Here is a 24,206-nt window from a genome sequence, read left to right on the forward strand (position 1 = left end):
GGTTTTATTTTGTAATCCCTGTAGCGATTAGTTCTTTCGCAAAAGCGAGATAGGATTAAGCAACCGAGGACTTGTTTGAGTGTAGTTCGCTGTTCTTCAAGCGAACAAACGAGTTCCGCAGGTTGCGTAAAATCCTACGAAGCTTTAAGAAAGAACTGCGATTGGGATTACAAACTTTAAAACCTATAAGATAATGAACTGAAAGGATACTATGATTAAGGAAGCTATTGTAAAGATTGTAAATAAAGAAGATTTAACTTTTGATGAAGCTTATGCTGTAATGAATGAGATTATGAACGGTGAGACTTCACCTACACAAAATGCCGCATTTCTTGCAGCTCTTTCTACAAAGAGTGCGAAAGCGGAAACCACACAGGAAATCGCAGGTTGTGCCATGGCTATGAGAGAGCATGCCACTGCTGTTGATACGGATTTTGACCTCTTTGAAATAGTGGGTACAGGCGGTGACAATGCCGGAAGCTTTAATATCTCCACCACCTCAGCTATAGTTGCTGCTGCCGGTGGTATGAAAGTAAGTAAACACGGAAACAGAGCGGCTTCTTCAAAATGCGGTACAGCGGACTGTTTGGAAGCATTGGGTGTAAATATTGAAGAAGACCCAAAAAAATGCAAAGAGCTTTTGGAAAAGGTCGGTATATGCTTTTTCTTTGCTCAAAAATATCACAGCTCCATGAAATATGTAGGAGCAATCAGAAAGGAGCTTGGTTTTAGAACAGTTTTTAATATACTGGGACCTCTTACAAATCCGGCAAAACCGAATCGCCAGCTTCTTGGAGTATATGATGAATACCTTATAGAACCTCTTGCAAAAGTGCTTGTAGATCTTGGAGTTAAAAGAGGCATGGTCGTATACGGTATGGATAAGCTTGATGAAATATCACTCTCCGCTCCTACCAAGGTTTGCGAGATAAATAACGGCTCGCTTACCACCTATGAGATAAAACCTGAAGATTTCGGACTTACACGCTGTGAAAGACGAGATTTGGCAGGTGGCGATCCTAAGGAAAATGCAGCCATTACTCTTGCCATATTAAATGGTGAAAAGGGACCTAAAACAGATGCCGTACTTTTAAATGCCGGAGCGGCTCTTTATATAGGTGATAAAGCAGGCAGTATACAGGAAGGAATAGATCTTGCAAGAAATCTTATCGAAAGCAAAAGAGCGCTTAAGGTTTTGGAAGATTTTATAAGGGCAAGCAATGAGTAAAGAAACAACTATTTTAGATACAATAGCCACATATACAAAATGGCGAATCGAAGAGCAAAAGAAAAACATTCCGCTGTCTTTAATAAGGTCTGAGGCTGAAAATATTCAAGCACCAAAGTTTGTTTTTGAAAATGCTTTAAAAAAACCGGGACTGTCTTTTATATGTGAATGTAAGAAGGCTTCTCCGTCTAAAGGTATTATTGCAAAGGACTTCCCATATCTTGCAATCGCAAAAGAATATGAGGAGGCGGGTGCAGACTGTATATCCGTGCTCACAGAGCCTAAGTGGTTTCTTGGAAGTGATAAGTATTTAAAGGAAATATCAAACACCGTTAATCTTCCACTGCTTAGAAAAGATTTTACTGTTGATGAATATATGATATATGAAGCCAAGGCAATGGGAGCTTCCTGCATCCTTTTAATCTGCTCCATACTCTCGCTTGAAGAAATGAAGTATTTCAAAGATATCAGTGATGATTTGGGACTTTCCACACTTGTGGAATGTCATGATGAATCTGAAATCGAAAAAGCCTTAAAGATAAATGCCCGCATGATCGGAGTAAATAACAGAAATCTAAAGGACTTTTCCGTAGACACGAATAACAGTAAAAGACTTCGAGACCTTGTGCCTAAGAATATCTTATTTGTTTCCGAAAGCGGCGTAAACAGCCCTGAAGATATAAAAAATATCATCGATATGGGAGCTGATGCCGCTTTGGTAGGTGAAGTCCTTATGCGTGCGGAAAATAAGAAATTCGCTTTGGATTGGTTAAAGGGTAGATATGACAAAAATTAAGCTTTGCGGCATAAAAAGTGAAGATGATATCAAGGTAATAAATGAAGTATTACCGGATTATATAGGCTTTGTATTTGCCGAGAAAAGCAAAAGATATATATCATTTGATACGGCAAATACACTGAAAAGCAAGCTTGATAACAGAGTAAAGGCTGTGGGTGTATTTGTAAATGAAGATATTGAAAACATAGCTTATCTTGTGAAAAATAAAATCATTGATATTGTACAGCTTCATGGAAATGAAGATGAGAGCTATATAAATACATTAAAGACAAAGATAAATGTACCTATAATATATGCCTATCAAATAAAATCAAAGGCTGATATAAAATCAGTCAAAAATGACACTGATTTTATTTTGCTGGATGCCGGAGCAGGCTGTGGAGAGACCTTTGATGAAGCACTACTTGAAGGCTTTGATAATGAATATTTTTTAGCAGGCGGACTATCCATAGATAATATAAAGGAAAAAATAATTAAACTGTATCCATTCGGTGTGGATGTAAGCTCCGGAATAGAAACCGAGGGCAAAAAAGATGCCGCTAAGATAAGAAAATTTGTGAGTTTAGTAAGAGAGGTAGACAATGACAGATAATAAAGGAAGATTTGGAGTTCATGGCGGACAGTATATCCCTGAAACTCTTATGAATGCAGTAATAGAATTGGAAAAAGCATATAATCATTATAAAAATGACCCTGAGTTTAACAAAGAACTTAATTATCTTCTAAATGATTATGCAGGCAGACCTTCAAAACTTTATTTTGCAAAGAAAATGACTGAAGACCTTGGAGGTGCAAAGATTTATTTAAAGCGTGAGGACCTTACACATACAGGTGCTCATAAGATAAACAATGTTCTCGGACAGGCACTACTTGCAAAAAAGATGGGCAAGAGGAGACTTATTGCAGAAACAGGTGCAGGACAGCATGGTGTTGCAACCGCAACAGCCGCCGCTTTAATAGGCATGGAATGTGTAGTATTTATGGGTGAAGAAGATACTATTCGTCAGGCACTTAATGTATATAAGATGAGACTGCTTGGTGCTACAGTTATTCCTGTTACAAGCGGAACAAAAACTCTAAAAGATGCCGTTTCAGAAGCTATGAGAGAATGGACAAGCAGAATAGACGATACTCATTACTGTCTCGGTTCTGTAATGGGACCTCATCCTTTCCCTACTATAGTCAGAGATTTCCAGGCTGTAATTTCAAAAGAAATCAAGGAACAAATCCTTGAAAAAGAAGGCAAATTACCTGATGCCGTACTTGCCTGTGTAGGTGGAGGCTCAAATGCCATAGGAAGCTTTTACAATTTTATTGAAGACAAGGATGTGGCACTTATCGGTTGTGAAGCTGCCGGAAAGGGAATTCATACATTTGAAACAGCCGCTACTATAAATACAGGAAAACTTGGTATTTTCCACGGTATGAAATCCTATTTCTGTCAGGATGAATACGGACAGATAGCGCCTGTATATTCCATCTCTGCCGGACTTGACTATCCGGGTGTAGGACCTGAGCATTCATATCTTCATGATATAAAAAGAGCAAGCTATGTACCTGTAACAGATGATGAATCCGTAGAGGCATTTGAATACCTCTCTAAGATGGAAGGAATTATACCTGCTATAGAGTCCGCTCATGCCGTTGCTCATGCCCTGAAAATAGCACCTACCATGAATAAGGACCAAATCATTGTAATTACCATCTCAGGAAGAGGTGATAAGGATTGTGCGGCTATCGCCAGATATAAAGGAGAAGACTTACATGAATAAGATATATGAAGCATTAAAAAATAAAAAGGCATTTATTCCTTTTATAACCTGTGGTGATCCTGATGTGGCAACTACAAAAGCGGCAATACTTGAAATGGTAAAAAACGGAGCCGATTTAATAGAAATAGGTATACCCTTCTCTGATCCTACAGCTGAGGGCGTAGTTATACAGGGTGCAAATATTCGTGCTCTTGCAGCCGGTATTACAACAGATAAAGTATTTGATATGGTCGTAGAACTTAGAAAAGAAGTCACTATTCCTCTTGTGTTTATGACCTATGCAAATGTAGTATTCTCCTACGATCCTGAAAAGTTCTTTGCAAAATGCAGCGAGGTGGGTATTGACGGTATTATACTTCCCGACATTCCTTTTGAAGAGAGAAATGAATTCCTTGAGATATCAAAAAAATATAACATAGATCTCATCTCTCTTATTGCACCTACATCCGATGACCGCATTGCAATGATTGCAAAAGAAGCCAAAGGATTTTTATACATTGTATCAAGCCTTGGTGTAACCGGAACCAGAAGCGAGATCACTACCGATTTGAACTCCATAGTAAAGATAGTAAGAGAAAACACCGATATTCCATGTGCTATAGGCTTCGGTATTTCAACTCCCGAGCAGGCTAGAGATATGAGCCAGATTGCAGACGGAGTAATAGTAGGTTCAGCTATTATCAAGCTCTTAAAACAGTACAAAACCAAAGCTCCCTCATATATCGGAGCATATGTAAAAGAGATGAAAGACGCCATTTTGTAATCTTTAATACACTTTTAACCTCTTATTCATTGCCTTATTCCTAGCAATATGCTATGATATAAAATCATGTTTTCACATGTGTGGTTTTGTGTGCAATTTTATTTTTCAAAATAAAAGGCATGTTCAAGCTACTGATTTTAACGGATTGTAAGGTATAATCCTGCAACCGGGTTTCACAGGGGCATAGCCCCATATTATATAATCACAAGCTTATAAAAGAGGTTATAATATGCAAAACACAGAGAAAACCTATGTACTTGGTATAGACATAGGTTCGACTACGGTCAAAATTGCTATTCTTGACAGCAAGCATGAAGTAGTATTTTCAGATTATCGCAGACATTATGCAAATATACAGGGGACTTTGGCAGCACAGCTCTCAGATGCCTTCGAAAAAATAGGGGAAGTGAATATCATTCCGATGATCACCGGCTCAGGCGGTCTTACCCTTTCAAAGCATCTAAAGTCAACCTTTGTACAGGAAGTTGTTTCAGTTGCAACCGCACTGAAGGCTGTTGCACCTCAAACAGATGTTGCAATAGAGCTTGGTGGAGAAGATGCAAAAATCATCTACTTCACAGGCGGTATCGACCAGAGAATGAACGGTATATGTGCCGGAGGTACAGGAAGCTTTATCGATCAGATGGCTTCTCTCCTCCAAACAGATGCTATAGGACTTAACGAATATGCAAAGAGTTATAAGTCAATTTATCCTATAGCCGCAAGATGCGGAGTTTTCGCAAAAACTGACGTACAGCCGCTTATTAATGAGGGAGCTACAAGAGAGGACCTTTCCGCCTCCATTTTCCAGGCGGTGGTAAATCAGACTATTTCAGGTCTTGCATGCGGTAAGCCTATAAGAGGTCATGTGGCATTCCTCGGTGGTCCACTGCACTTCCTTTCAGAACTTAAGCAGGCATTTATAAGAACTCTGAATCTTACAGATGAATATATTGTAGATCCTGACAATTCACATCTTTTTGCAGCCATAGGTGCGGCACTTAACTGTGAAAGCAAGGATGCTATGATCGGTATTTCAGATCTTATTGCCAAGCTTAAAGAAGGTATTGAGATGGCACATGAGATTGCCAGACTTGATCCGCTCTTTGAGACCGAGGCTGATTATGAGGAATTCAGCGGAAGACATTTCGGTCACAGTGTAAAAACTGCAGATCTTGAGGATTACAAGGGAAATATATTCCTTGGAATAGATGCCGGTTCCACCACCACAAAGATTGCTTTGGTAGGTGAAGACGGTAGCCTTCTTTGGAATTTCTATTCAAATAATAACGGTTCACCGCTGGCTACAGCTATCTCAGCTATAAAGTCGGTAAAAGAAAAAATCAATCCTGAAGCAAAGATTGTATATTCATGTTCTACAGGATATGGTGAGGCACTTCTAAAAGCCGCCTTTATGCTTGATGAAGGTGAAGTTGAGACTATTGCACACTACTATGCGGCAGCATTCTTTGAGCCTAATGTCGACTGTATACTTGATATCGGAGGTCAAGATATGAAATGTATCCGTATCAAGGACGGTACAGTAGACTCTGTTCAGCTAAATGAGGCCTGTTCTGCAGGTTGCGGTTCATTTATCGAGACCTTTGCCGGCTCTTTGAACTTCTCAGTTCAAAACTTTGCAAAAGAAGCACTATTTGCAAAGAATCCTGTAGACCTCGGTACCAGATGTACCGTTTTCATGAACTCAAATGTTAAGCAAGCACAAAAGGAAGGTGCTACTGTAGCCGATATTTCAGCAGGTCTTGCCTATTCAGTTATAAAAAATGCTTTATTTAAGGTTATTAAGATCTCAAATGCGGCAGATCTTGGAAAACATATAGTTGTACAGGGTGGTACATTCTACAATGATGCGGTACTCCGTGCACTTGAAAAGATCTCAGGCGGTTTTGTTACAAGACCGGATATTGCCGGAATAATGGGTGCATTCGGTGCGGCACTTATAGCAAGAGAAAGATATGAAGGAAAGCAGACCACCATGCTCGCTCTTGATGATATCATATCACTGCAGTATGACACATCCATGACCAGATGCCGTGGCTGTAACAATAACTGTGTAATGACAGTAAACAAATTTGAAGGTGGAAGAAACTTCATATCAGGAAACAGATGTGAAAGAGGTCTTGGTAAGGACAGAGTTAAAAAGGATGTTCCAAACCTCTATGAATATAAATATAATCGTATGTTCGGCTATGAGCCGCTTACAGCCGACAAGGCATTCAGAGGTACTATCGGCATACCGAGAGTTTTAAATATGTATGAGAACTTCCCGTTCTGGGCTGTATTCTTTAGAAACCTTGGATTTAGAACAGTGCTCTCTCCTATGTCAACAAAGAAGATATATGAGCTGGGTATTGAATCCATCCCAAGTGAGTCTGAATGTTATCCTGCAAAGATTACTCATGGACATATTTCATGGCTCATAAAGAATGGAGTTCGTACAATATGGTATCCATGTATACCTTATGAAAGAAATGAACAGCCGGATGCCGGTAACCATTTCAACTGCCCTATCGTTACTTCGTATGCTGAGAATATCAAGAATAATGTGGAAGAAATCAGAGAGACAAATACCAGATTCTTGAATCCTTTCATGGCATTTACAAATGAAGAGGTACTTACAAATCAGCTTATCAAGGTAATGAAGCAGGAATTTGACATAAACGAAAGAGAAGTAAAGTTCGCTGCACATGCGGCATGGACAGAGCTTATTCAGTCAAAGAAAGATATCGAAAGAGAAGGTGAAAAGACTATAGAGTGGCTTCATAAGAACAACCGCCACGGTATAGTTCTTGCCGGAAGACCATATCATGTGGACCCTGAAATACATCATGGTATTCCTGATATGATCACTTCATTCGGTATTGCTGTACTTACAGAGGATGCCGTTTCTCATCTTGCAAAGATAGAAAGACCTGTTATCGTAAGCGATCAGTGGATGTACCACTCCAGACTTTATGCTGCCGCAAGCCTTGTAAAGCAGGATGATTGTCTTGACCTTGTACAGCTAAACTCCTTCGGTTGCGGACTTGATGCCGTTACCACAGATCAGGTAAGTGATATACTTACAGGTTCAGGAAAGATCTATACTGTACTTAAAATCGATGAGGTAAACAATCTCGGTGCAGCAAGAATTCGTATACGTTCACTCATCGCTGCACTCCGTGTAAGAGATAAGAAAAATTTTGAAAGAAAAATAAAATCTTCCGCTTATCACAGAAAAGTGTTTACCAAGGAGATGAAGGATGAATATACAATTCTTTGTCCACAGATGTCTCCTATACATTTTGACCTTTTAGAGCCGGCATTAAATGCCTTCGGCTACCATGTAGAGGTACTCCAAAATGATTCACGTTCCGCTATAGACTGTGGTCTTAAATATGTAAACAATGATGCCTGCTATCCTTCACTTATAGTTGTAGGACAGATAATGGAGGCACTTCTTTCAGGAAAATACGATCCGAATAAGACTGCCATTTTTATGAGTCAGACCGGTGGCGGATGTAGAGCCAGCAACTATATCGGCTTTATCAGAAGAGCTCTTGAAAAAGTTGATATGGAACAGATCCCGGTAATCTCAGTAAATGCCAACGGTATGGAGACAAATGAGGGATTCAAGATGACCCCTGCAATGATAATAAAAGCAATGCAGGCTGTCGTATACGGTGATCTCTTTATGAGAGTCTTGTATGCTACAAGACCTTATGAAAAGGAAAGAGGAGCTGCCAACAGACTTCATAAAAAGTGGAGAAATCGTGTTATTGATTCACTTTCTGTAAGAAAGCCGAACTTCGGTGAGTTTAAAAGAAATATAAGAGCTATTGTAAAGGATTTTGATAATCTCCCAAGACTCAATATCAAAAAGCCTAGAGTTGGTATTGTAGGTGAGATTCTTGTTAAGTTCTCTCCTCTTGCAAACAACCATATAGTTGATTTGCTTGAAAAAGAGGGGGCTGAGGCTGTAATGCCTGACCTTTTGGACTTTTTGCTTTACAGTTTCTATAACAGTAACTTTAAAGCTGAGAACCTCGGTATGTCAAAGAAGTCTGCATTTATGGCAAATGTAGGTATCAAAGTACTTGAGGCACTTAGAAGTGATGCAAGAAGGGCACTTGATAAGAGTAAGCATTTCATCGCACCTTCAAGAATAGATCATCTTGCAAATATGGCAAAGGACTATGTATCTGTCGGAAATCAGACAGGTGAGGGTTGGTTCCTTACCGGAGAGATGCTTGAGCTTATAGAGACCGGCACTCCAAATATTGTTTGTACACAGCCTTTTGGTTGTCTGCCAAACCATGTTGTGGGTAAAGGTGTTATAAAAGAGCTTCGCCGTTCACATCCTGAAGCAAATATCATAGCGGTAGACTATGATCCGGGTGCTTCGGAAGTAAACCAGCTCAACAGAATTAAGCTAATGCTTGCAACAGCACAGAAGAATTTGAAAGAACAAAATAAGAAGGTTATATCATAATGTGAAAAGAAGCTTCCGGATATATTATATTATATCTGTGGAGCTTCTTTTTTAAGAATGATTTTCGTAGTATTATAAACCATTTATTTCCTTATTAAATTAAATAAATTTTGAATTGCTCAAATTTTTATAAACCACACTTGAAATAACAAGTAAAAAAATCGATGTCGCTTGCAATGTATATGTTATTATAAGCTTTAAAACTAAATAAAGAAAAATCGGAATAATGAGTGCAACAATCCCTATAAGCCCGGATAAAATAACAGGCATACTCTGCTTTACCACTATCATTTCACTTTCCCAATTATAGTTGGGGTGTTTTTTATTTAAGGCAACTCCCGTCACTGTTATAAAAAGCGAATAGCATATAGGAACAATAATCAGGTTAAGTATTTGAATAAAGTTCATATCAAGTTTTAATATGAATACAAATACTGAAATTATATATCCTATCATATGAAGTGTAAGGTTTAGCGCTATCTTTGAATTTAATATTGTTTTTACCTTGACAGGAGAACTTTGCAAAATCCAAATATTTTTTCCTTCTAAAGATATGGCTGAAGCTGCCGGACAACTGATAACCAACATAGCCGCAATAAAAAGTGGAGACAGATTTGAAAAATATTCATTTATATTTTCAACTCCCATATACCCTCCAATTTGTTCCACAGAATTAAACAATAAAAATATACTGAAAATACATAAAAGTATTACTCCAAACCCTGCATTCAACATCTCCATATAAGAGTTTAAAAATCGACCCGCTTCTTTTTTATATAGGGCAATAAATACCAGTTTTCTCTTATATGTTTCTTTGTTGTCGGCATATCCGGGTGTTCTTTTCACAAAAGTATTGAGCAGTCTATACTTCACCGAAACAATTTTTATAAATATATAAAAAACTGCTGTTGAAAGAAAAATAAAAAATCCTTCTCTAATGTACATAGGGAAATTATAATATTGCATAAACAGCTTAGATATCGGATACAGTCCTGTGATTTGCTTGGCAAGTATAATGCCGATGCTGTTTTCATTACCCATGGCTGTTACTGCAATATATCCTATTGTACATATCATCGTAAATGAAAAAATCAGAGCAACAATATTTTTTCTTTTAAAAAAGGATGAGGCAACAACGATAATTATTCCCATACATAACGCTATGCACATAGGTATCAACGGTACAAAGAATATAGACAGAAAAAACAGGATAATTTCTTCCGACCCTAAGCTTTCACTCCCTACCCAAACAATTCCTCCGGGAAGCATAAACATCAAACCTATAAAAAAGTTCAATAAATACATAAACATGAATTTACTGCTTATGATATCTGAGTTTTTCACCGGCAAAGATAAGAGTGCTTCCATATCACGGCTACCAAATAAAATCCCGTTAGAATAAAATATTGTCAAAAATAATATAGCAAAACTTGATACTGCCAACATATATGCAGGTATCAATTCCTGCTGCCCTACTTGCACCAGCGTTTTTGCTGTCATGATATTATATATAAATGAAAATACAAAAAGCACAGTTATTCCAAAGCTTGTAATACTACCGGAGCTTTTATTATTTTTCGAATATCTGATTTCGTTTATCGGAAAGAAATTATATATTTGCACTCTAATAAGTATCCACAATTCTTTCATTATCCTCTACCTCCATAAAAAAAGCTTCCAAGGATTTATCTCCTTTTACATCTCCTATATTACCGCTTGCTATTAACTTCCCGTTTTTTATAATTGCAATCTTATTACATAATTTTTCTGCAACTTCCAATACATGTGTTGAAAAGAAAACCGCTCCACCGTTTGACACACATTCATGCATTATACTCTTCAAACAAAAAGCCGCCTTCGGATCGAGTCCAACGAAAGGTTCATCCAAAATAAACAACTTCGGATCATGTACCAGTGCTGAAATAATTGCCGTTCGTTGTTTCATACCATGTGAATACGAAGATATCAATCCTGAAAGATATTTTGTCATCTCAAATAAATCACTGTACTTTTGAATTCTTTCTTTACGTATTTCAGTAGAAACTTCAAACAAGTCAGCAATAAAATTTATATACTGAAACCCTGTCAAATGTTCATAAAGGTCGGGATTATCCGGAATATATGCCATCATTTTTTTACAAATCACAGGTTGTGATTTAATTGAATGCCCGCCAACGGTTATACTTCCACCTTCAAAGTCATGAATGCCGACTACCGCTTTTATTGTTGTGGTTTTTCCGGCTCCATTTGCCCCTATAAAACCATAAATATCTCCGGACTGTACAGAAATTGACAGGTTATCGACTACTTTTTTATCTCCGTAAAATTTACTGAAATTCTTTATCTCCAACATAATTCTCCTTTATTGACAAATTGTCAGTTATTCTTTAAAATAAACGACAGCATATTATCAGCTGTCGATTTTTTTATGTATATAAAAATCAATCTCTTATCTTTAATCTCTAAAGAGCCTTTTCGCATTTAAGCTTTGTTCAAGCATTGTCTTAAATGCATTTAAGTAATTATTGACAGGTTCTTTTTTTGAACATTTTATGCTCATGTTATTTGATACAAAAACATATGCCGTCATAAGAAACTCTGCCGTTTCTGTCGGATATTTTACAGAAAAATTCTTTTCCGCTATCCCTTGATTTATAATTTTTTCAAAATATACTGTAAGCTTTTCAACCAGCTTATGGGATAACTTATCTATCATATATTGATTTTCTTTAAGTTCAACTGTTTTTTGCAGTACCGTATCCTCTGCAGTAATATTTTGTGAAGATATAATTGTGATATCTATAAAAGACCTGATTTTTTCTATAGCGGATTTATCTTCATCATAGACGATACTGTAAATATCTTTCAACAATCTCTCTGAATATCTTTCTACAAGACAATATAAAATATCCTCCTTATTTTTGAAATGATAATATAATAATCCTCTTGATATATTTACTTTATCGACTATATCCTGAGTTGTTGTATTGGTATACCCCTTCTCCATAAAAAGTATCATTGCAGCATCCATAATCTCGGTACGCCGTATTTCAGGTTCTTTTACATCTCTCATTTTATACCTCCGCTCAGTCATATAATACACTTTAACTGACAAGTTGTCAATCAATTTTTGTGTATCTCAACGCAAAATACCTGCAAAGCAGATATAATCTACAATGCAGGTAAGGGTATTTTGTCATCCATATTATCAGCCCTTTTCGCTACTATTTTAAATTTTGGTAGCTAAAAAGTAAATTATTCCGGACTTTCTACTTTTTTTATTTCTTCTACTAATATATGTATTGTAGATGCCGGATACATTTCAGACGGCTTCTTATTTGTATTTTTAACACATATATTATAGTTCTTTAACTATACCTTTAAATTTGTAGTTCTGACCTATATATGCTATCATTCAGATATGCTTAAAAAAGAATTTAAGGAGAGTAATGATGGCTAATGTTAAATTTGATGATTATTTAAATGATGAGCTAAAAAACAATGACTTCAAAAACGGATACCTGAATGAAAAAACTATTTTAGAAAGCTCTCTCAATGTTGCAAGTACCGGACTGCCTCAAAGACAACTTACTGAAATATTTCATGTTTCAAAATCTACAATTGCAAGAATTTAATGTGGATGTAATACCGGTATAGAAACAATAAATAAACTTGCAATTGGCAAAAAACTTACTACCCGTTAATATAAAATACTATTTTTATAGTTTCAAAACGAAATGCAAATACACTTCAAAGCCGCTAAAACACAGGGTTTGAAGTGTATTTTATATTTCAAAACTGTCAAAGACAGAACTATATAAAAAATATCTCATTTTCAGGAACAATCTACAATATCGTTATTTTTTACTTAACCATTGTTCTTAATGTTCTCGTGCTTTCTATTACATCATCCCATTCTAATGCACCTACGTAATAGTTGGTTTTTCGGTAGTTCTTCCATTGCTGCTTCGTCACTTCATCATCAGCAATCTTATTTATAACATCATCTATCGTCACAATCCGCTCAGTAGACTTTCGTCTCTTACATGTAGCATAAAATGCAGATTTCATTGTATCTCTGTCAATAGTCACTACATCTTGCTCAAGTAAAACATGTATATCATAGAAATCTCTCATTCTTGTATTAGCTTCGGCTCTTACCATGATGGTTTCAAGTTTTTCTGCAAGAAGTGTCTCCAAATTGTACGCCCAAATATTAATTGATCTGTCCTCAATAATAAGTGGTAACTTATATGCTATCGCTCTCGGAGTAATCTCATCGCCTGTTGAGATATCGACCTTAATAGTCTGTTTTAACTTATCTATCGTACATTCTATCATACAACGAATACCTTCATACTCATGACCTTCCATAATATCCTGTACCTTGGTTATACGAAAAGCAACTCTATCCTCTAATTTAACTGCTATTATTTCTTCCAAAATCTTCTGTGCTGACCTCTTATTTAAGGGAAGTGATTTTACCGTAGTATCTACATCCATAGTTGAACGCATATCTACACCTACCAGAGAAGATACTAAAAGCCCCCCTTTCAACACAAAGTTGTCTCTATATTGTGATAAAGAAACTCTCTCCAGAAGTCGCTCCATCAGATATATTCTTAGTATTATCTGCGATTTGTCACTGTCACGACCTGCTTTATTTTTTATCTTTGCCTTTAAAGCTGTAGCACTTTTAATCATAACAATACCTCTGCATATTGCCTCACCTTATCTGAGACCCCCATAATACCTGCATATTTCATGAGATTATGAATATTTTTTTCACTATCTGAAAAATATGATGTCAAAGCCTTTTGGAATACTTGAATATCCATTCTTTTCTTATTCTTGATAATATCACATATACAACGCTCTTTGTCGTAGATTCTCACAGTATTACCGGTAAAAGTCTGCGCCTTTGTCAAGCCCAGATCTAACCATTCCTGTCTTACCGTATGTACAACAACACCGCTATTTTTTAGATGCTTCGCATTATAACCTCGTCCAACAGTAATTACCGGTGAAAAAGGCTCTCTGTCGGAAAGATTATGAATATACAGGGCTGTTTCATGGGAAAAAACAATTTTTCTATTCCTTAGCTGAATCGAATAAAGTCTGTCTTCCCATGCATCAGGTGAAATGTATATTCCGGGTGCAATCTTTTCCATTTCATTCTTACGGACATAATCCAAAACATAATACTTTGACAATCCTTCATTTTGAGCTTCAACCAGTCTAATATAACCGTTCCGTTCTTCAAGTAACCTATCAATAATATTTCTTTCATCCATATTCTCAACCTCTTTCGCTACAATTTTAATTTTTTGTAGCGAAAAAGTCAATATAAATATAAAAAAGCAGAAACCCCAATCTATGAAGTTTCTGCCCATTTATTATGGTCTTTTCTTTTTCCGGCTCTACACTCACTTGGCTTTTCTCCCCCTTTTTCATTATATATTACCCTCCCTAAGTACTTTCATAGGCTTTAATGCCGGAATTGCACCATAGATTGCTGCAACTTTTAACAGCTTGACACGCGAACATATGTTTGTGTATAATTTATTTATGATAAACATATGTTCTAATGATGATATTTTTAAAAAGCTTGAAATACTATCAGATGCTGCTAAGTATGATGTTGCCTGCACCTCAAGCGGAGTGGATAGAAAGGGAAAAGGAGGAATGCTTGGTAACAGTGTAGCCTCAGGGATATGCCATACTTTCAGTGGAGACGGAAGATGTATTTCCTTGCTTAAAATACTTATGACAAACCATTGTATTTTTGATTGTAAATATTGTATCAACAGAAAAAGTAATGATATACGCCGTGCATGCTTTACCCCTAGAGAAATCTGTGAGTTGACTGTGGAATTTTACAAAAGGAATTATATTGAAGGGTTGTTTTTAAGTTCCGGTATAATTAACAGTCCGAACTTTACTATGGAAAGGATCTGTGAAACTCTCATGCTGTTAAGGAACGAATACATGTTTAACGGCTATGTCCATGTTAAGGCAATACCCGGTGCTTTGGATGAATTACTTTTACAGGCCGGCTCTCTTGCAGACAGAATGAGTGTTAATATTGAATTCCCTAGTGAATCAAGCCTTAAAAAATACGCTCCCAATAAAAGCTTTAATCTTATAGCAGATCCCATGAAAAAAATAAAGGATTCCATAGAGATGAATAGGTTAAGTATCGGAAAGAGTTCAAAGCTCCCAAGAAGCAATATAAATAAATATCTTCCCGGAAGTATATTTAATGATGTAGCCCAAATTGAAGGTGATAATATTTTAAAATCGCCACTCAGTACTAAACAAGCTAATATCCGCCCGTTTGTACCGTCAGGACAAAGCACACAAATGATTATCGGTGCCGGTGATGACAGCGATTATACTATCCTTATGACTGCGCAAAATCTGTATAAAAGCTTTGATTTAAAAAGAGTATTTTATTCCGCATATATTCCTATTAATGAGGATTCAGCCCTGCCAAATCTCGGCACACCTGTGCCGCTTTTAAGAGAACACAGGCTTTATCAAGCTGATTGGCTTATTAGATTTTACGGTTTTAATGCACAGGAACTTCTAAGTAAAGATAATCCGGACTTTAACACCTATATGGATCCTAAATGTAATTGGGCTGTTAAGCATTTGGAGTTCTTCCCTGTAGAAATACAGACAGCCGACATGGCAAGCTTACTTAGAGTACCGGGTATTGGTCCTAAGGCGGCAAAAAGAATTGTAAATTCTCGCAGATACTCAATTCTTGACTTTAATTCCATTGCCAAGATGGGTGTAGTATTAAAAAGGGCACAGTACTTTTTAACCTGTAACGGCAAAATGATGTACAAAACCTTATTGGATGAAAAATATATAACAAATAGACTTATCGGATTAAACGGTAATGAGAACTATCAATACAGCACCGAAAAACAGTTGTCCCTATTTGATGATTTTGGGTTGAAATAATGAAAATATTTACATACGATGATAACTTCTACGCCTTGGCATCATGTATATACACAGCTTGGGAATACAGTCTTTGCCACAAGGATGAAAGTATAAAACTGCAAAAACATTTATTTACACAGCAAGATCTGTTTTCTGAAATTATATATGTAAGCACTGATATTAATAAAGCAAAAAAGGTTATAGAAAGTATTAAATGCAAGCTTTCCATACAGACATATGAGACTGTTTATATGGCTTTTTTGTATTATAAAGATACGGGAAATGATATTTATAATTACCTGAGACTTGCTTTTAAACATGGCAAAAAAATCAACTATATGTCGGGTGAGGAAATTGTAATGAAGCTTTTAAAGTTTCAAACAGCAGTAAGTCGTGAGATTCACTCCTATAAGGAGGTGACAAGATTTAAAGAGGTGGATAAGGATCTGTTTTTGGCAACTATAGAACCGAAGCATAATATACTTGCCGAGCTCTCCTATCATTTTAAAGATAGAATGCCTTCTCTTAACTGGATCATTATAGATTCTTCAAGAAGTATTGCTCTTATTCACCCAAAAGACAGTGAATGTTATCTTCAAAGCATTGAAAAAAATGAACTTGAAGCCGCTACGAAATTAAATGACATTAAAAATCCTTATTCAAAACTGTGGAAAGTATTCTTTGAAAACATTTCAATAGAGGAAAGGGAAAATGTGAATCTGCAAAGACAAAATTGTCCTCTAAGAAAAAGAAAGTATATGACCGAATTTATAGATGAATAAAAATACCTGAATTCAAAAAGCAGGTTGTCGTTTAAAATTAACGACAACCCGCTTTTATACTAAAATGTATGCTTTACTATTCAATTCTTACTCTGCTATATCGGCATATTCAAAGTGCCAGAAGCCGTCAGGTGAATGCCAGCTTCCTGTTATCTTATCACTCTGAAGATAGAAATCATTGTAATAAAGAAGCGGAACCATAGCTGTATCCTTCATTATAAAGTCTTCAGCCTGATGTAAGTATCCGAATCTTGTCTGTGGATCTTTCTCTGTAGCCGCCTTACTCATAAGAGCATCAAACTCCGGATTGCTGTACTTGGCATTGTTATTTCCGTTTCCGGTTAATGCAAGCTCCAAGATATTTGAAGGGTCATTATAATCCATTACCCAACCGTCTCTTGCTATCTGATAGTTACCCGATCTTCTCTGTGGTGTAAATGACTTCCACTCAACTATATTTACCTGTACCTTAAGACCAAGCTCACCCCATGCCTGCTGTAAATACTCGGCAATCTTTTTGTGATAACTTGCATCATTTGTTGAGTAAACCATCTCAGGTAAACCGACACCGTTCTCATATCCTGCTTCTTTTAAAAGCTCTTTAGCCTTTGCAAGATTGCCTGCATGATCGTCGATATTTATATAAGCGGATTTATCTGTTATATTATCCTGCCATGCTGTGCCGTTCCAGTCTGTTACACCTTCACTTACAAAGCCGCTTGCAGGAGTATATGTACCTGATGTAATTGTTTCTGAAATATACTTTCTGTCTAAAGCAAGTGAAAGTGCCTCTCTTACTTTCGGATCCTTAAACTCATCTAAGGTAGTGTTTAAATCAAGATAGTATGTTCCAAGTATAGGATCGATATGGAAGTCAGATCTTTCCTTTAATGTTGTGATTTCCTGTGTAGGAACATCCTTAATCATTAAAGCATCACCTGATTCATATGCACTGAAAGTTGCGTTCTGGTCCTGCATAAGAAGACATTTGATACCGTCAAGCTTTATGGAATCCGCATCCCAATAGTTCTCGTTTTTCTCAAACATAAGGTAACTACCCGGTTCCCATCCTGTAAGCTTGAAAGGGCCTGTTGAGATATATGTCTTAGGATCGATACTCCAACCGTCAGGATTTGCCTCTACAACATCCTTCTTAACAGGTGAAAGAGAAACAAATGCGGCAAGCTTATCAAAGTATGGTGTAGGCTTTGCCATATGTACAATCAAAGTCTTTTCATCCGGTGCCTCTACTTTTAACTTTGTAGGATCCGAATCTACTGTTGTATTTCCGTCAGCGTCAGGTCTTCCGATGGCATCATCATAGCCTTCCACCATTCCGAGTACGGTCTGTGCATAAGGTGCGGCAACATTCGGATCAACCAATCTCTGCCAGCTGTATACAAAATCATCAGCTGTAAGAACTGAACCGTCAGACCACTTTAAGCCGTCTCTTAAGTGGAATGTCCATGTAAGCTGGTCATCACTTACTTCATACTTCTCGGCAAGTCCCGGTACAACTTTTCCGTCTTTATCCATCTTTAAAAGATTGTCAAAAGCAAACAATATATAGTTTGCACCGTCTACGGCAGAGTTGAGTGCAGGGTCAATTGACTCTACATCGGGTCCGAGCTGAATTGTAAGTATCTTCTTACCTGCAGCTGTTTGTGTAGTATCACCACTTTTTGTACCTTCACCGCCTGATTTTGAACCGCCACACCCTGACAGGGCCATTGCACCGGCTATTGCCAATGCGGCAACAATAAATCTTTTTTTCATTAATTCCTCCTCCATTTTTAACTTTATTCAATTATGTGAATAAATATACCATAATTGAATATCTTTGTCTACCCTTTAAATTAAATAAATAATATCTTGACAAGTTAAAACATTAGAAACTCAAATTTATGCATCAAAGATTATCAATATTTATACAAAAAGAGTCGGAAAGCAAATTCCGACTCTAAAATATAATATATTATTCTGCTATATCGGCATACTCAAAATGCCAAATACCGTCTGATGTATAGAAACTGTCTGTTATCTTATCGCTCTGAAGATATGTCTCATTTTGATAAAGTATCGGAATAACTCCGGCATCCTTTAAGAGAAGTTCCTCAGCCTGATGGAAATATCCGAATCTTGTCTTTGCATCAGACTCTTGTGCAGCCTTATCAAGGAGCGCATCAAACTCCGGACTTTTGTATCTTGAGCTGTTGTTTCCGTTTGAGCTGTATGCACACTCGAGAAGATTTGAAGGATCGTTGTAATCCATTACCCATCCGTCTCTTGCTATCTGATAGTTTCCGGATCTTCTCTGTGGTATAAATGACTTCCACTCAACGATATTTACTTCAACATTTATTCCAAGCTCTTTCCAAGCCTGCTGTAAGTACTCTGCAACCTTCTTGTTAAGGCCTGCATCATTTGTTGTATATGACATAGCAGGAAGGCCTTCTCCGTTTGGATGTCCTGCCTCTGCTAAAAGTTCCTTAGCCTTTGCAAGGTTTGCATCAAAATTGTCATTATCAAAGTATACAGACTTATCTGTGATATTATCAGCCCATGCGCTTCCGTCCCAATCCACTACACCGTCAGGTATAAAACCTGTTGCAGGTGCAAGTATACCTGCTGAAATAGTTTCCGCCATATACTTTCTGTCAAGTGCAAGTGAAAGTGCCTCTCTCACCTTAGGATCCTTAAACTCATCCAAATCATTGTTGATATCGATATATGATATTCCAAGCTTAGGACTGGACTTATAATCCGGTCTCTTCTGTATTGTTGTTATCTCCTGTACAGGATAATCCTTAATCATTAATGCATCTCCAGACTCATATGCGCTGAAAGCCGCATTCTGATCCTGCATAAGAAGACATTTAATACCGTCAAGCTTTATGGCATCCTTATTCCAGTAATTTTCATTCTTTGTAACCAATAAATAACTTCCCTGCTTCCACTCTGTAAGCTTGAAAGGACCTGTTGAGATATATGTCTTAGGATCAAGACTCCATCCGTCAGGATTTGCCTCTACTACATCTTTCTTTACAGGTGAAAGTGCTGCAAATGCCGCAAGTCTGTCAAAATAAGGTGCAGGATGTGACATATGAACAACCAAAGTCTTATCATCCGGTGCCTCTACCTTAAGCTTTGTGACATCAGGATCTATTGTAGGATTACCGTCCGCATCAGGCTTACCGATAGCCTCATCATATCCTTCTACCATTCCAAGTACAGTCTCTGCATATGGTGCTGCAACCTCAGGGTCAACCATTCTCTGCCAGCTGTATACAAAGTCGTTAGCACTGAACGCTGAACCGTCTGACCACTTAAGTCCGTCTCTTAGATGGAAAGTCCATGTAAGTCCGTCATCACTTACTTCATATTTCTCAGCCAAACTTGGCGCTATCTTGCCGCCCTTATCAAGTCTAAGCAAGTTGTCTGATATCATTGTTAAATAGTTTGCACCGTCAGCTGACTGATTGAGTGCAGGGTCAATTGTTTCAACATCAGGTCCTTCCTCAATAGTAAGGATCTTTCCGCTCTTACTTGCGGATTTTGAACCTCCACATGCTGAAAGTGCTACTGCTGCAGCAATTGTCAGTGTAGCCAAAAACAATCTTTTTCTCATAAATTCTCCTAAAATTCTAATATTTTTTATTCTGCAATATCGGCATACTCAAAGTGATATATACCGTCAGCCGTATGATAGCTGTCTTTTACCTTATCGCTCTGAAGATACATCTCATTGTAGTAAAGAAGCGGTGTTACACCCATGTCTCTCATAAGCATCTCCTCAGCCTGATGGAAATATCCGAATCTTGTCTGCGGATCCACCTCTTTAGCGGCTTTTTCTAAAAGTGCATCATACTCAGGATTTGAATACTTTGAGCTGTTATTTCCGTTTCCTGTCTGTGTAAGCTGAAGGATATTTGAAGGATCGTTGTAATCCATTACCCAACCGTCTCTTGCAATCTGATAGTTTCCGGATCTTCTCTGCGGTGTAAATGACTTCCACTCAACTATATTAACTTCTACATTAACTCCAAGCTCTTTCCATGCCTGCTGTAAATACTCGGCAATCTTCTTGTGATAAGCCGAATCATTTGTTGAGTATGTAAGTGTAGGAAGTCCTTCACCGTTCGGATGTCCCGCCTCAGCCAAAAGCTCCTTAGCCTTTGCAAGGTTACCTGCGAAATCGTCAACATTTATATATACTGAAGGATCTGTAATATTATCTGCCCAAAGTGAGCCGTCCCAGTCTGATGTACCGGCACTTACAAATCCGCTTGCAGGAGTATATGTACCTGCTGTAATAGTCTCTGAGATATACTTTCTGTCAAGTGCAAGTGAAAGCGCCTGACGAACTCTTGCATCCTTGAACTCATCCAATGTGTTGTTCAAGTCGATGAAATATGTTCCAAGCTGTGGATCAAGGTGATAGTCAGATCTCTTTTGCAATGTTGTAATTTCCTGTGTAGGAATATCCTTAATCATTAAAGCATCTCCCGACTCATATGCACTGAATGCGGCATTTTGATCCTGCATAAGAAGACATTTGATACCGTCAAGCTTTACGGCATCCTTGTTCCAGTAATTCTCATTTTTCTCAAGCATTAAATAGCTGCCTGATTTCCACTCTGTAAGCTTGAACGGGCCTGAAGATATATATGTCTTAGGATCAAGTGTCCATCCGTCAGGATTTGCATCTACCACATCCTTCTTTACAGGTGAAAGTGCGGCAAATGTTGCAAGCTTGTCAAAATAAGGTGTAGGTGATGACATATGAACAACCAAAGTCTTGTCATCGGTTGCCTCAACACCGAGTTTTGTAACATCAGGATCTATCGTAGGATTACCGTCGGCATCAGGTTTACCTATAGCCTCCTCATAACCTTCCAACATTCCGAGAGTTATCTCCGCATATGGTGCGGCAACCTCAGGGTCGATCATTCTCTGCCAGCTATATACGAAGTCATTTGCTGTAAGATCTGAACCGTCCGACCACTTTAAGCCGTCTCTTAAGTGGAATGTCCATGTAAGTCCGTCATCACTTACTTCATATTTTTCAGCCAAACTTGGAGCTACCTTACCTTCCTTGTCAATTCTTAACAAGTTGTCAAAAAGATATGTGAGATAGTTTGCTCCGTCATTTGTTGTATTGAGTGCAGGGTCAATTGATTCCACTTCCGGTCCCAATTCGATAGTAAGAATCTTGCCTCCCGCCTTTGTAGCCGACTTTGATCCGCCACCGCCGCAACCTGCAAGTACAAGTGCACCGGTAAGAATCAATGTAGCTAAAACCAATTGTTTCTTCATAAATCCTCCTAAATATTTTTATCAAAACCAACAGGTTCTAATTTCTAGTTTATCCTCTCAATATTGTGGCAGGCTACAAAATGTCCTTTTTCCACTTCTCTCCACTTCGGAACTTCCATTGCACACTGCTCTGTAGCATATTTACATCTGGTTCTGAAATGGCATCCGCTTGGCGGATTAAGAGGTGAAGGCACTTCACCTTCAAGTACAATTCTCGATCTTTCTCTTGATACCTTAGGATCTGCTACAGGTATTGCAGAGATAAGACTCTTTGTATATGGATGAAGCGGTCTGAATATAATCTCTCCTGAATCTGCAAGCTCGACCATTCTTCCAAGATACATAACACCGATTCTGTTACTTATATGATTTACAATAGAAAGGTCATGAGCGATAAACAGATAAGTAAGCCCTCTTTCCTTTTGTAAATCCTCAAACATATTTACAACCTGAGCCTGAATGGAAACGTCAAGTGCTGATACAGGCTCATCTGCAACGATAAAGTCAGGATCTACTACAAGCGCTCTTGCAATACCTACTCTTTGTCTTTGTCCTCCTGAGAACTCGTGAGGATATCTGTTGGCATGCTCGGAGTTAAGACCTACAGTCTTTAAAACTTCAATAATTTTGTCCTGTCTGTCTTTTTTTGAAGCCGCAATCTTATTGATATCGATAGCTTCACCGATAATATCTCCGACTGTCATTCTCGGATCAAGTGATGCATAAGGATCCTGGAAAACTATCTGAAGTTTTTTTCTGTAAGGATACATATTTACCGCTGTCTTTTTTCCAAGCTTAGGTACACCGTTTTCGATAATATCATTACCGTTCTCATCTACAAGAGGTACCTTTCCGCTGTCAAAAAGCACTTGGTCTTTGTACATTATTCTTCCGTCTGTAGGCTCATAGAGTCTAAGTAAAGATCTACCTGTTGTGGTTTTACCGCAACCCGACTCTCCTACAAGTCCCAGAGTTTCTCCCTTTTCAATATAGAAAGAAACGTCATCCACAGCTCTTACATATTTTTTATTTTTACCAAAACCTCCAACAGGGAAGAATTGTTGTAAATGTTCAACTCTAATTATTTTTTCAGACATACTGATTCTCCCTCTGTATTATTATCTTCTTCCAACTCATTTAACCAACACTGTGAATAATGAGTTTCACTGAAATCCTTAACAGGCGGCATTTCTCTTAAGCATATCTTCATACAAGAATCACACCTGGAAGCAAAAGGACAACCCTTCGGCGGATTAAGCATATCCACCGGTGTACCTTCGATAGGTACAAGTCTTTCATAATCAGCCTCATACATCTTAGGAATACTCTTTAAAAGTCCCTTTGTATATTCATGCTTAGGATTGTAAAAAATATCGTCTGTAAGACCGCTCTCTATAATTTTTCCCGCATACATAACCGCTATTCTGTCACAGATATTTGCAACTACACCAAGGTCATGTGTAATCATAATAATTGCCATGCCAAGCTTATTCTTAAGCTCAATCATAAGCTCTATAATCTGTGCCTGAATAGTAACGTCAAGCGCTGTTGTAGGCTCATCCGCTATCAGAAGTTTAGGCTCGCAGGCAAGCGCCATCGCAATCATAACTCTCTGTCTCATACCTCCGGAGAGCTCATGAGGATATTGCTTAAGTCTCTTATCAGGCTCGTTTATTCCTACCAAAGTAAGAAGCTCTTTTGCTCTTTCCTTAGCCTCTTTTTTATTCTTATTTGTATGCAGAAGTATAACTTCCATTATCTGGTTTCCGATAGTATATACCGGATTCAAGCTGGTCATAGGATCCTGGAAAATTATTGAAACTTCATTTCCACGGATTTTTCTCATTTCTTTTTCACTCATTTCATTGATATGATATCCGTTGAAGTATAAATCTCCACCTATGATCTTTCCCGGATTTGCTATAAGCCCCATAAGAGAATAGCTTGTAACACTCTTTCCGGAGCCTGACTCTCCTACTACTCCCAGCACTTCTCCTTCGTTTACATAGAAGGAAACATCATCTAAGGCTTTCACCTCTCCTGCCGGAGTAAAGAAGGAAAGTCTCTCATGTTCTATATCTACAAGATGTTTACTCATAA

The 24,206-nt window shown here is 37.7% G+C and carries 20 protein-coding genes; 9 read left to right on the forward strand and 11 right to left on the reverse strand.

The window, feature by feature from the left end:
- The first annotated feature begins 211 nt into the window (after positions 1 to 211).
- The 6 genes from trpD to HMPREF1140_RS08055 all read left to right on the forward strand — a co-directional run bounded on the left by trpD (position 212) and on the right by HMPREF1140_RS08055 (position 9,054).
- The gene (gene trpD, locus HMPREF1140_RS08030; RefSeq protein ID WP_009663198.1) at positions 212 to 1,228 is read left to right on the forward strand and encodes an anthranilate phosphoribosyltransferase; all 1,017 of its coding nucleotides are present in this window, start codon (positions 212 to 214) and stop codon (positions 1,226 to 1,228) included.
- Positions 1,221 to 2,024 carry an indole-3-glycerol phosphate synthase TrpC gene (trpC, locus tag HMPREF1140_RS08035; RefSeq protein ID WP_009663258.1) on the forward strand — a complete coding sequence of 268 codons (804 nt, stop codon included), beginning with the start codon at positions 1,221 to 1,223 and terminating at the stop codon, positions 2,022 to 2,024. Before trpD ends, trpC begins: the two co-directional genes overlap by 8 nt.
- Entirely contained in the window at positions 2,011 to 2,619 is a 609-nt protein-coding gene (locus HMPREF1140_RS08040; protein ID WP_009663211.1) for a phosphoribosylanthranilate isomerase, read from the forward strand. Before trpC ends, HMPREF1140_RS08040 begins: the two co-directional genes overlap by 14 nt.
- Positions 2,609 to 3,799, forward strand: coding sequence for a tryptophan synthase subunit beta (gene trpB / locus HMPREF1140_RS08045; RefSeq protein WP_009663262.1), 1,191 nt, complete (start codon positions 2,609 to 2,611; stop codon positions 3,797 to 3,799). The genes HMPREF1140_RS08040 and trpB overlap by 11 nt, the downstream gene beginning before the upstream one ends.
- A complete protein-coding gene (trpA, locus tag HMPREF1140_RS08050) occupies positions 3,792 to 4,562 on the forward strand; it encodes a tryptophan synthase subunit alpha (protein ID WP_009663318.1) in 771 nt (256 codons plus the stop codon). The genes trpB and trpA overlap by 8 nt, the downstream gene beginning before the upstream one ends.
- 229 nt (positions 4,563 to 4,791) lie before the next feature.
- Positions 4,792 to 9,054, forward strand: coding sequence for a 2-hydroxyacyl-CoA dehydratase (locus HMPREF1140_RS08055; RefSeq protein ID WP_009663354.1), 4,263 nt, complete (start codon positions 4,792 to 4,794; stop codon positions 9,052 to 9,054).
- A gap of 99 nt (positions 9,055 to 9,153) precedes the next feature.
- Here the strand turns inward: HMPREF1140_RS08055 and HMPREF1140_RS08060 are convergent, their stop codons facing one another.
- The 3 genes from HMPREF1140_RS08060 to HMPREF1140_RS08070 all read right to left on the reverse strand — a co-directional run bounded on the left by HMPREF1140_RS08060 (position 9,154) and on the right by HMPREF1140_RS08070 (position 12,127).
- Entirely contained in the window at positions 9,154 to 10,704 is a 1,551-nt protein-coding gene (locus HMPREF1140_RS08060; RefSeq protein ID WP_009663201.1) for a hypothetical protein, read from the reverse strand.
- Positions 10,679 to 11,407 carry an ABC transporter ATP-binding protein gene (locus HMPREF1140_RS08065; protein WP_009663300.1) on the reverse strand — a complete coding sequence of 243 codons (729 nt, stop codon included), beginning with the start codon at positions 11,405 to 11,407 and terminating at the stop codon, positions 10,679 to 10,681. Before HMPREF1140_RS08065 ends, HMPREF1140_RS08060 begins: the two co-directional genes overlap by 26 nt.
- A gap of 102 nt (positions 11,408 to 11,509) precedes the next feature.
- Positions 11,510 to 12,127, reverse strand: a complete 618-nt coding sequence (locus tag HMPREF1140_RS08070; RefSeq protein ID WP_009663374.1) for a TetR/AcrR family transcriptional regulator — start codon at positions 12,125 to 12,127, stop codon at positions 11,510 to 11,512.
- 379 nt (positions 12,128 to 12,506) lie between these two features.
- Between HMPREF1140_RS08070 and HMPREF1140_RS08075 the strand changes: the two genes are divergently transcribed.
- On the forward strand, positions 12,507 to 12,689 hold the full coding sequence (locus HMPREF1140_RS08075; protein ID WP_009663409.1) for a hypothetical protein: 183 nt from the start codon (positions 12,507 to 12,509) through the stop codon (positions 12,687 to 12,689).
- A gap of 229 nt (positions 12,690 to 12,918) precedes the next feature.
- Here HMPREF1140_RS08075 and HMPREF1140_RS08080 read toward each other — a convergent pair whose 3' ends face one another.
- From HMPREF1140_RS08080 to HMPREF1140_RS13835, 3 genes are read right to left on the reverse strand one after another with little or no spacing between them, the layout of a single operon-like run.
- The gene (locus HMPREF1140_RS08080) at positions 12,919 to 13,758 is read right to left on the reverse strand and encodes a nucleotidyl transferase AbiEii/AbiGii toxin family protein (protein ID WP_009663191.1); all 840 of its coding nucleotides are present in this window, start codon (positions 13,756 to 13,758) and stop codon (positions 12,919 to 12,921) included.
- Positions 13,755 to 14,348, reverse strand: a complete 594-nt coding sequence (locus HMPREF1140_RS08085) for a type IV toxin-antitoxin system AbiEi family antitoxin domain-containing protein (RefSeq protein ID WP_009663252.1) — start codon at positions 14,346 to 14,348, stop codon at positions 13,755 to 13,757. The genes HMPREF1140_RS08080 and HMPREF1140_RS08085 overlap by 4 nt, the downstream gene beginning before the upstream one ends.
- A 25-nt stretch (positions 14,349 to 14,373) precedes the next feature.
- Positions 14,374 to 14,508 (reverse strand): hypothetical protein, encoded by a 135-nt coding sequence (locus tag HMPREF1140_RS13835; protein WP_009663182.1) that lies wholly within the window; start codon positions 14,506 to 14,508, stop codon positions 14,374 to 14,376.
- A gap of 93 nt (positions 14,509 to 14,601) precedes the next feature.
- Between HMPREF1140_RS13835 and HMPREF1140_RS08090 the strand changes: the two genes are divergently transcribed.
- Positions 14,602 to 16,026, forward strand: coding sequence for a putative DNA modification/repair radical SAM protein (locus tag HMPREF1140_RS08090; RefSeq protein ID WP_035620137.1), 1,425 nt, complete (start codon positions 14,602 to 14,604; stop codon positions 16,024 to 16,026).
- Positions 16,026 to 16,790 carry a TIGR03915 family putative DNA repair protein gene (locus tag HMPREF1140_RS08095; RefSeq protein ID WP_009663299.1) on the forward strand — a complete coding sequence of 255 codons (765 nt, stop codon included), beginning with the start codon at positions 16,026 to 16,028 and terminating at the stop codon, positions 16,788 to 16,790. The genes HMPREF1140_RS08090 and HMPREF1140_RS08095 overlap by 1 nt, the downstream gene beginning before the upstream one ends.
- An 87-nt stretch (positions 16,791 to 16,877) precedes the next feature.
- Here HMPREF1140_RS08095 and HMPREF1140_RS08100 read toward each other — a convergent pair whose 3' ends face one another.
- The 5 genes from HMPREF1140_RS08100 to HMPREF1140_RS08120 form a co-directional block, all read right to left on the reverse strand.
- Entirely contained in the window at positions 16,878 to 18,566 is a 1,689-nt protein-coding gene (locus tag HMPREF1140_RS08100; protein WP_009663231.1) for a peptide ABC transporter substrate-binding protein, read from the reverse strand.
- 199 nt (positions 18,567 to 18,765) lie between these two features.
- On the reverse strand, positions 18,766 to 20,418 hold the full coding sequence (locus HMPREF1140_RS08105) for a peptide ABC transporter substrate-binding protein (protein WP_009663388.1): 1,653 nt from the start codon (positions 20,416 to 20,418) through the stop codon (positions 18,766 to 18,768).
- Between the two features lie 26 nt (positions 20,419 to 20,444).
- A complete protein-coding gene (locus HMPREF1140_RS08110) occupies positions 20,445 to 22,106 on the reverse strand; it encodes a peptide ABC transporter substrate-binding protein (RefSeq protein WP_009663394.1) in 1,662 nt (553 codons plus the stop codon).
- A 44-nt stretch (positions 22,107 to 22,150) separates the two neighbouring features.
- Positions 22,151 to 23,203, reverse strand: coding sequence for an ABC transporter ATP-binding protein (locus HMPREF1140_RS08115; protein WP_009663194.1), 1,053 nt, complete (start codon positions 23,201 to 23,203; stop codon positions 22,151 to 22,153).
- On the reverse strand, positions 23,188 to 24,204 hold the full coding sequence (locus tag HMPREF1140_RS08120) for an ABC transporter ATP-binding protein (RefSeq protein WP_009663234.1): 1,017 nt from the start codon (positions 24,202 to 24,204) through the stop codon (positions 23,188 to 23,190). The genes HMPREF1140_RS08115 and HMPREF1140_RS08120 overlap by 16 nt, the downstream gene beginning before the upstream one ends.
- Positions 24,205 to 24,206 lie beyond the last annotated feature (2 nt).

This window comes from Lachnoanaerobaculum sp. ICM7 (genome assembly GCF_000287675.1).
Taxonomy (GTDB): Bacteria; Bacillota; Clostridia; order Lachnospirales; family Lachnospiraceae; genus Lachnoanaerobaculum.

What these genes read in the sequence shown, in the direction of transcription:
- trpD (WP_009663198.1), top strand. Translation starts at nt 212, where the DNA reads ATGATTAAGGAAGCTATTGTAAAGATTGTAAATAAAGAAGATTTAACT.
- trpC (WP_009663258.1), top strand. Translation starts at nt 1,221, where the DNA reads ATGAGTAAAGAAACAACTATTTTAGATACAATAGCCACATATACAAAA.
- HMPREF1140_RS08040 (WP_009663211.1), top strand. Translation starts at nt 2,011, where the DNA reads ATGACAAAAATTAAGCTTTGCGGCATAAAAAGTGAAGATGATATCAAG.
- trpB (WP_009663262.1), top strand. Translation starts at nt 2,609, where the DNA reads ATGACAGATAATAAAGGAAGATTTGGAGTTCATGGCGGACAGTATATC.
- trpA (WP_009663318.1), top strand. Translation starts at nt 3,792, where the DNA reads ATGAATAAGATATATGAAGCATTAAAAAATAAAAAGGCATTTATTCCT.
- HMPREF1140_RS08055 (WP_009663354.1), top strand. Translation starts at nt 4,792, where the DNA reads ATGCAAAACACAGAGAAAACCTATGTACTTGGTATAGACATAGGTTCG.
- HMPREF1140_RS08060 (WP_009663201.1), bottom strand. Translation starts at nt 10,704, where the DNA reads ATGAAAGAATTGTGGATACTTATTAGAGTGCAAATATATAATTTCTTT.
- HMPREF1140_RS08065 (WP_009663300.1), bottom strand. Translation starts at nt 11,407, where the DNA reads ATGTTGGAGATAAAGAATTTCAGTAAATTTTACGGAGATAAAAAAGTA.
- HMPREF1140_RS08070 (WP_009663374.1), bottom strand. Translation starts at nt 12,127, where the DNA reads ATGAGAGATGTAAAAGAACCTGAAATACGGCGTACCGAGATTATGGAT.
- HMPREF1140_RS08075 (WP_009663409.1), top strand. Translation starts at nt 12,507, where the DNA reads ATGGCTAATGTTAAATTTGATGATTATTTAAATGATGAGCTAAAAAAC.
- HMPREF1140_RS08080 (WP_009663191.1), bottom strand. Translation starts at nt 13,758, where the DNA reads ATGATTAAAAGTGCTACAGCTTTAAAGGCAAAGATAAAAAATAAAGCA.
- HMPREF1140_RS08085 (WP_009663252.1), bottom strand. Translation starts at nt 14,348, where the DNA reads ATGGATGAAAGAAATATTATTGATAGGTTACTTGAAGAACGGAACGGT.
- HMPREF1140_RS13835 (WP_009663182.1), bottom strand. Translation starts at nt 14,508, where the DNA reads ATGAAAAAGGGGGAGAAAAGCCAAGTGAGTGTAGAGCCGGAAAAAGAA.
- HMPREF1140_RS08090 (WP_035620137.1), top strand. Translation starts at nt 14,602, where the DNA reads ATGTTTGTGTATAATTTATTTATGATAAACATATGTTCTAATGATGAT.
- HMPREF1140_RS08095 (WP_009663299.1), top strand. Translation starts at nt 16,026, where the DNA reads ATGAAAATATTTACATACGATGATAACTTCTACGCCTTGGCATCATGT.
- HMPREF1140_RS08100 (WP_009663231.1), bottom strand. Translation starts at nt 18,566, where the DNA reads ATGAAAAAAAGATTTATTGTTGCCGCATTGGCAATAGCCGGTGCAATG.
- HMPREF1140_RS08105 (WP_009663388.1), bottom strand. Translation starts at nt 20,418, where the DNA reads ATGAGAAAAAGATTGTTTTTGGCTACACTGACAATTGCTGCAGCAGTA.
- HMPREF1140_RS08110 (WP_009663394.1), bottom strand. Translation starts at nt 22,106, where the DNA reads ATGAAGAAACAATTGGTTTTAGCTACATTGATTCTTACCGGTGCACTT.
- HMPREF1140_RS08115 (WP_009663194.1), bottom strand. Translation starts at nt 23,203, where the DNA reads ATGTCTGAAAAAATAATTAGAGTTGAACATTTACAACAATTCTTCCCT.
- HMPREF1140_RS08120 (WP_009663234.1), bottom strand. Translation starts at nt 24,204, where the DNA reads ATGAGTAAACATCTTGTAGATATAGAACATGAGAGACTTTCCTTCTTT.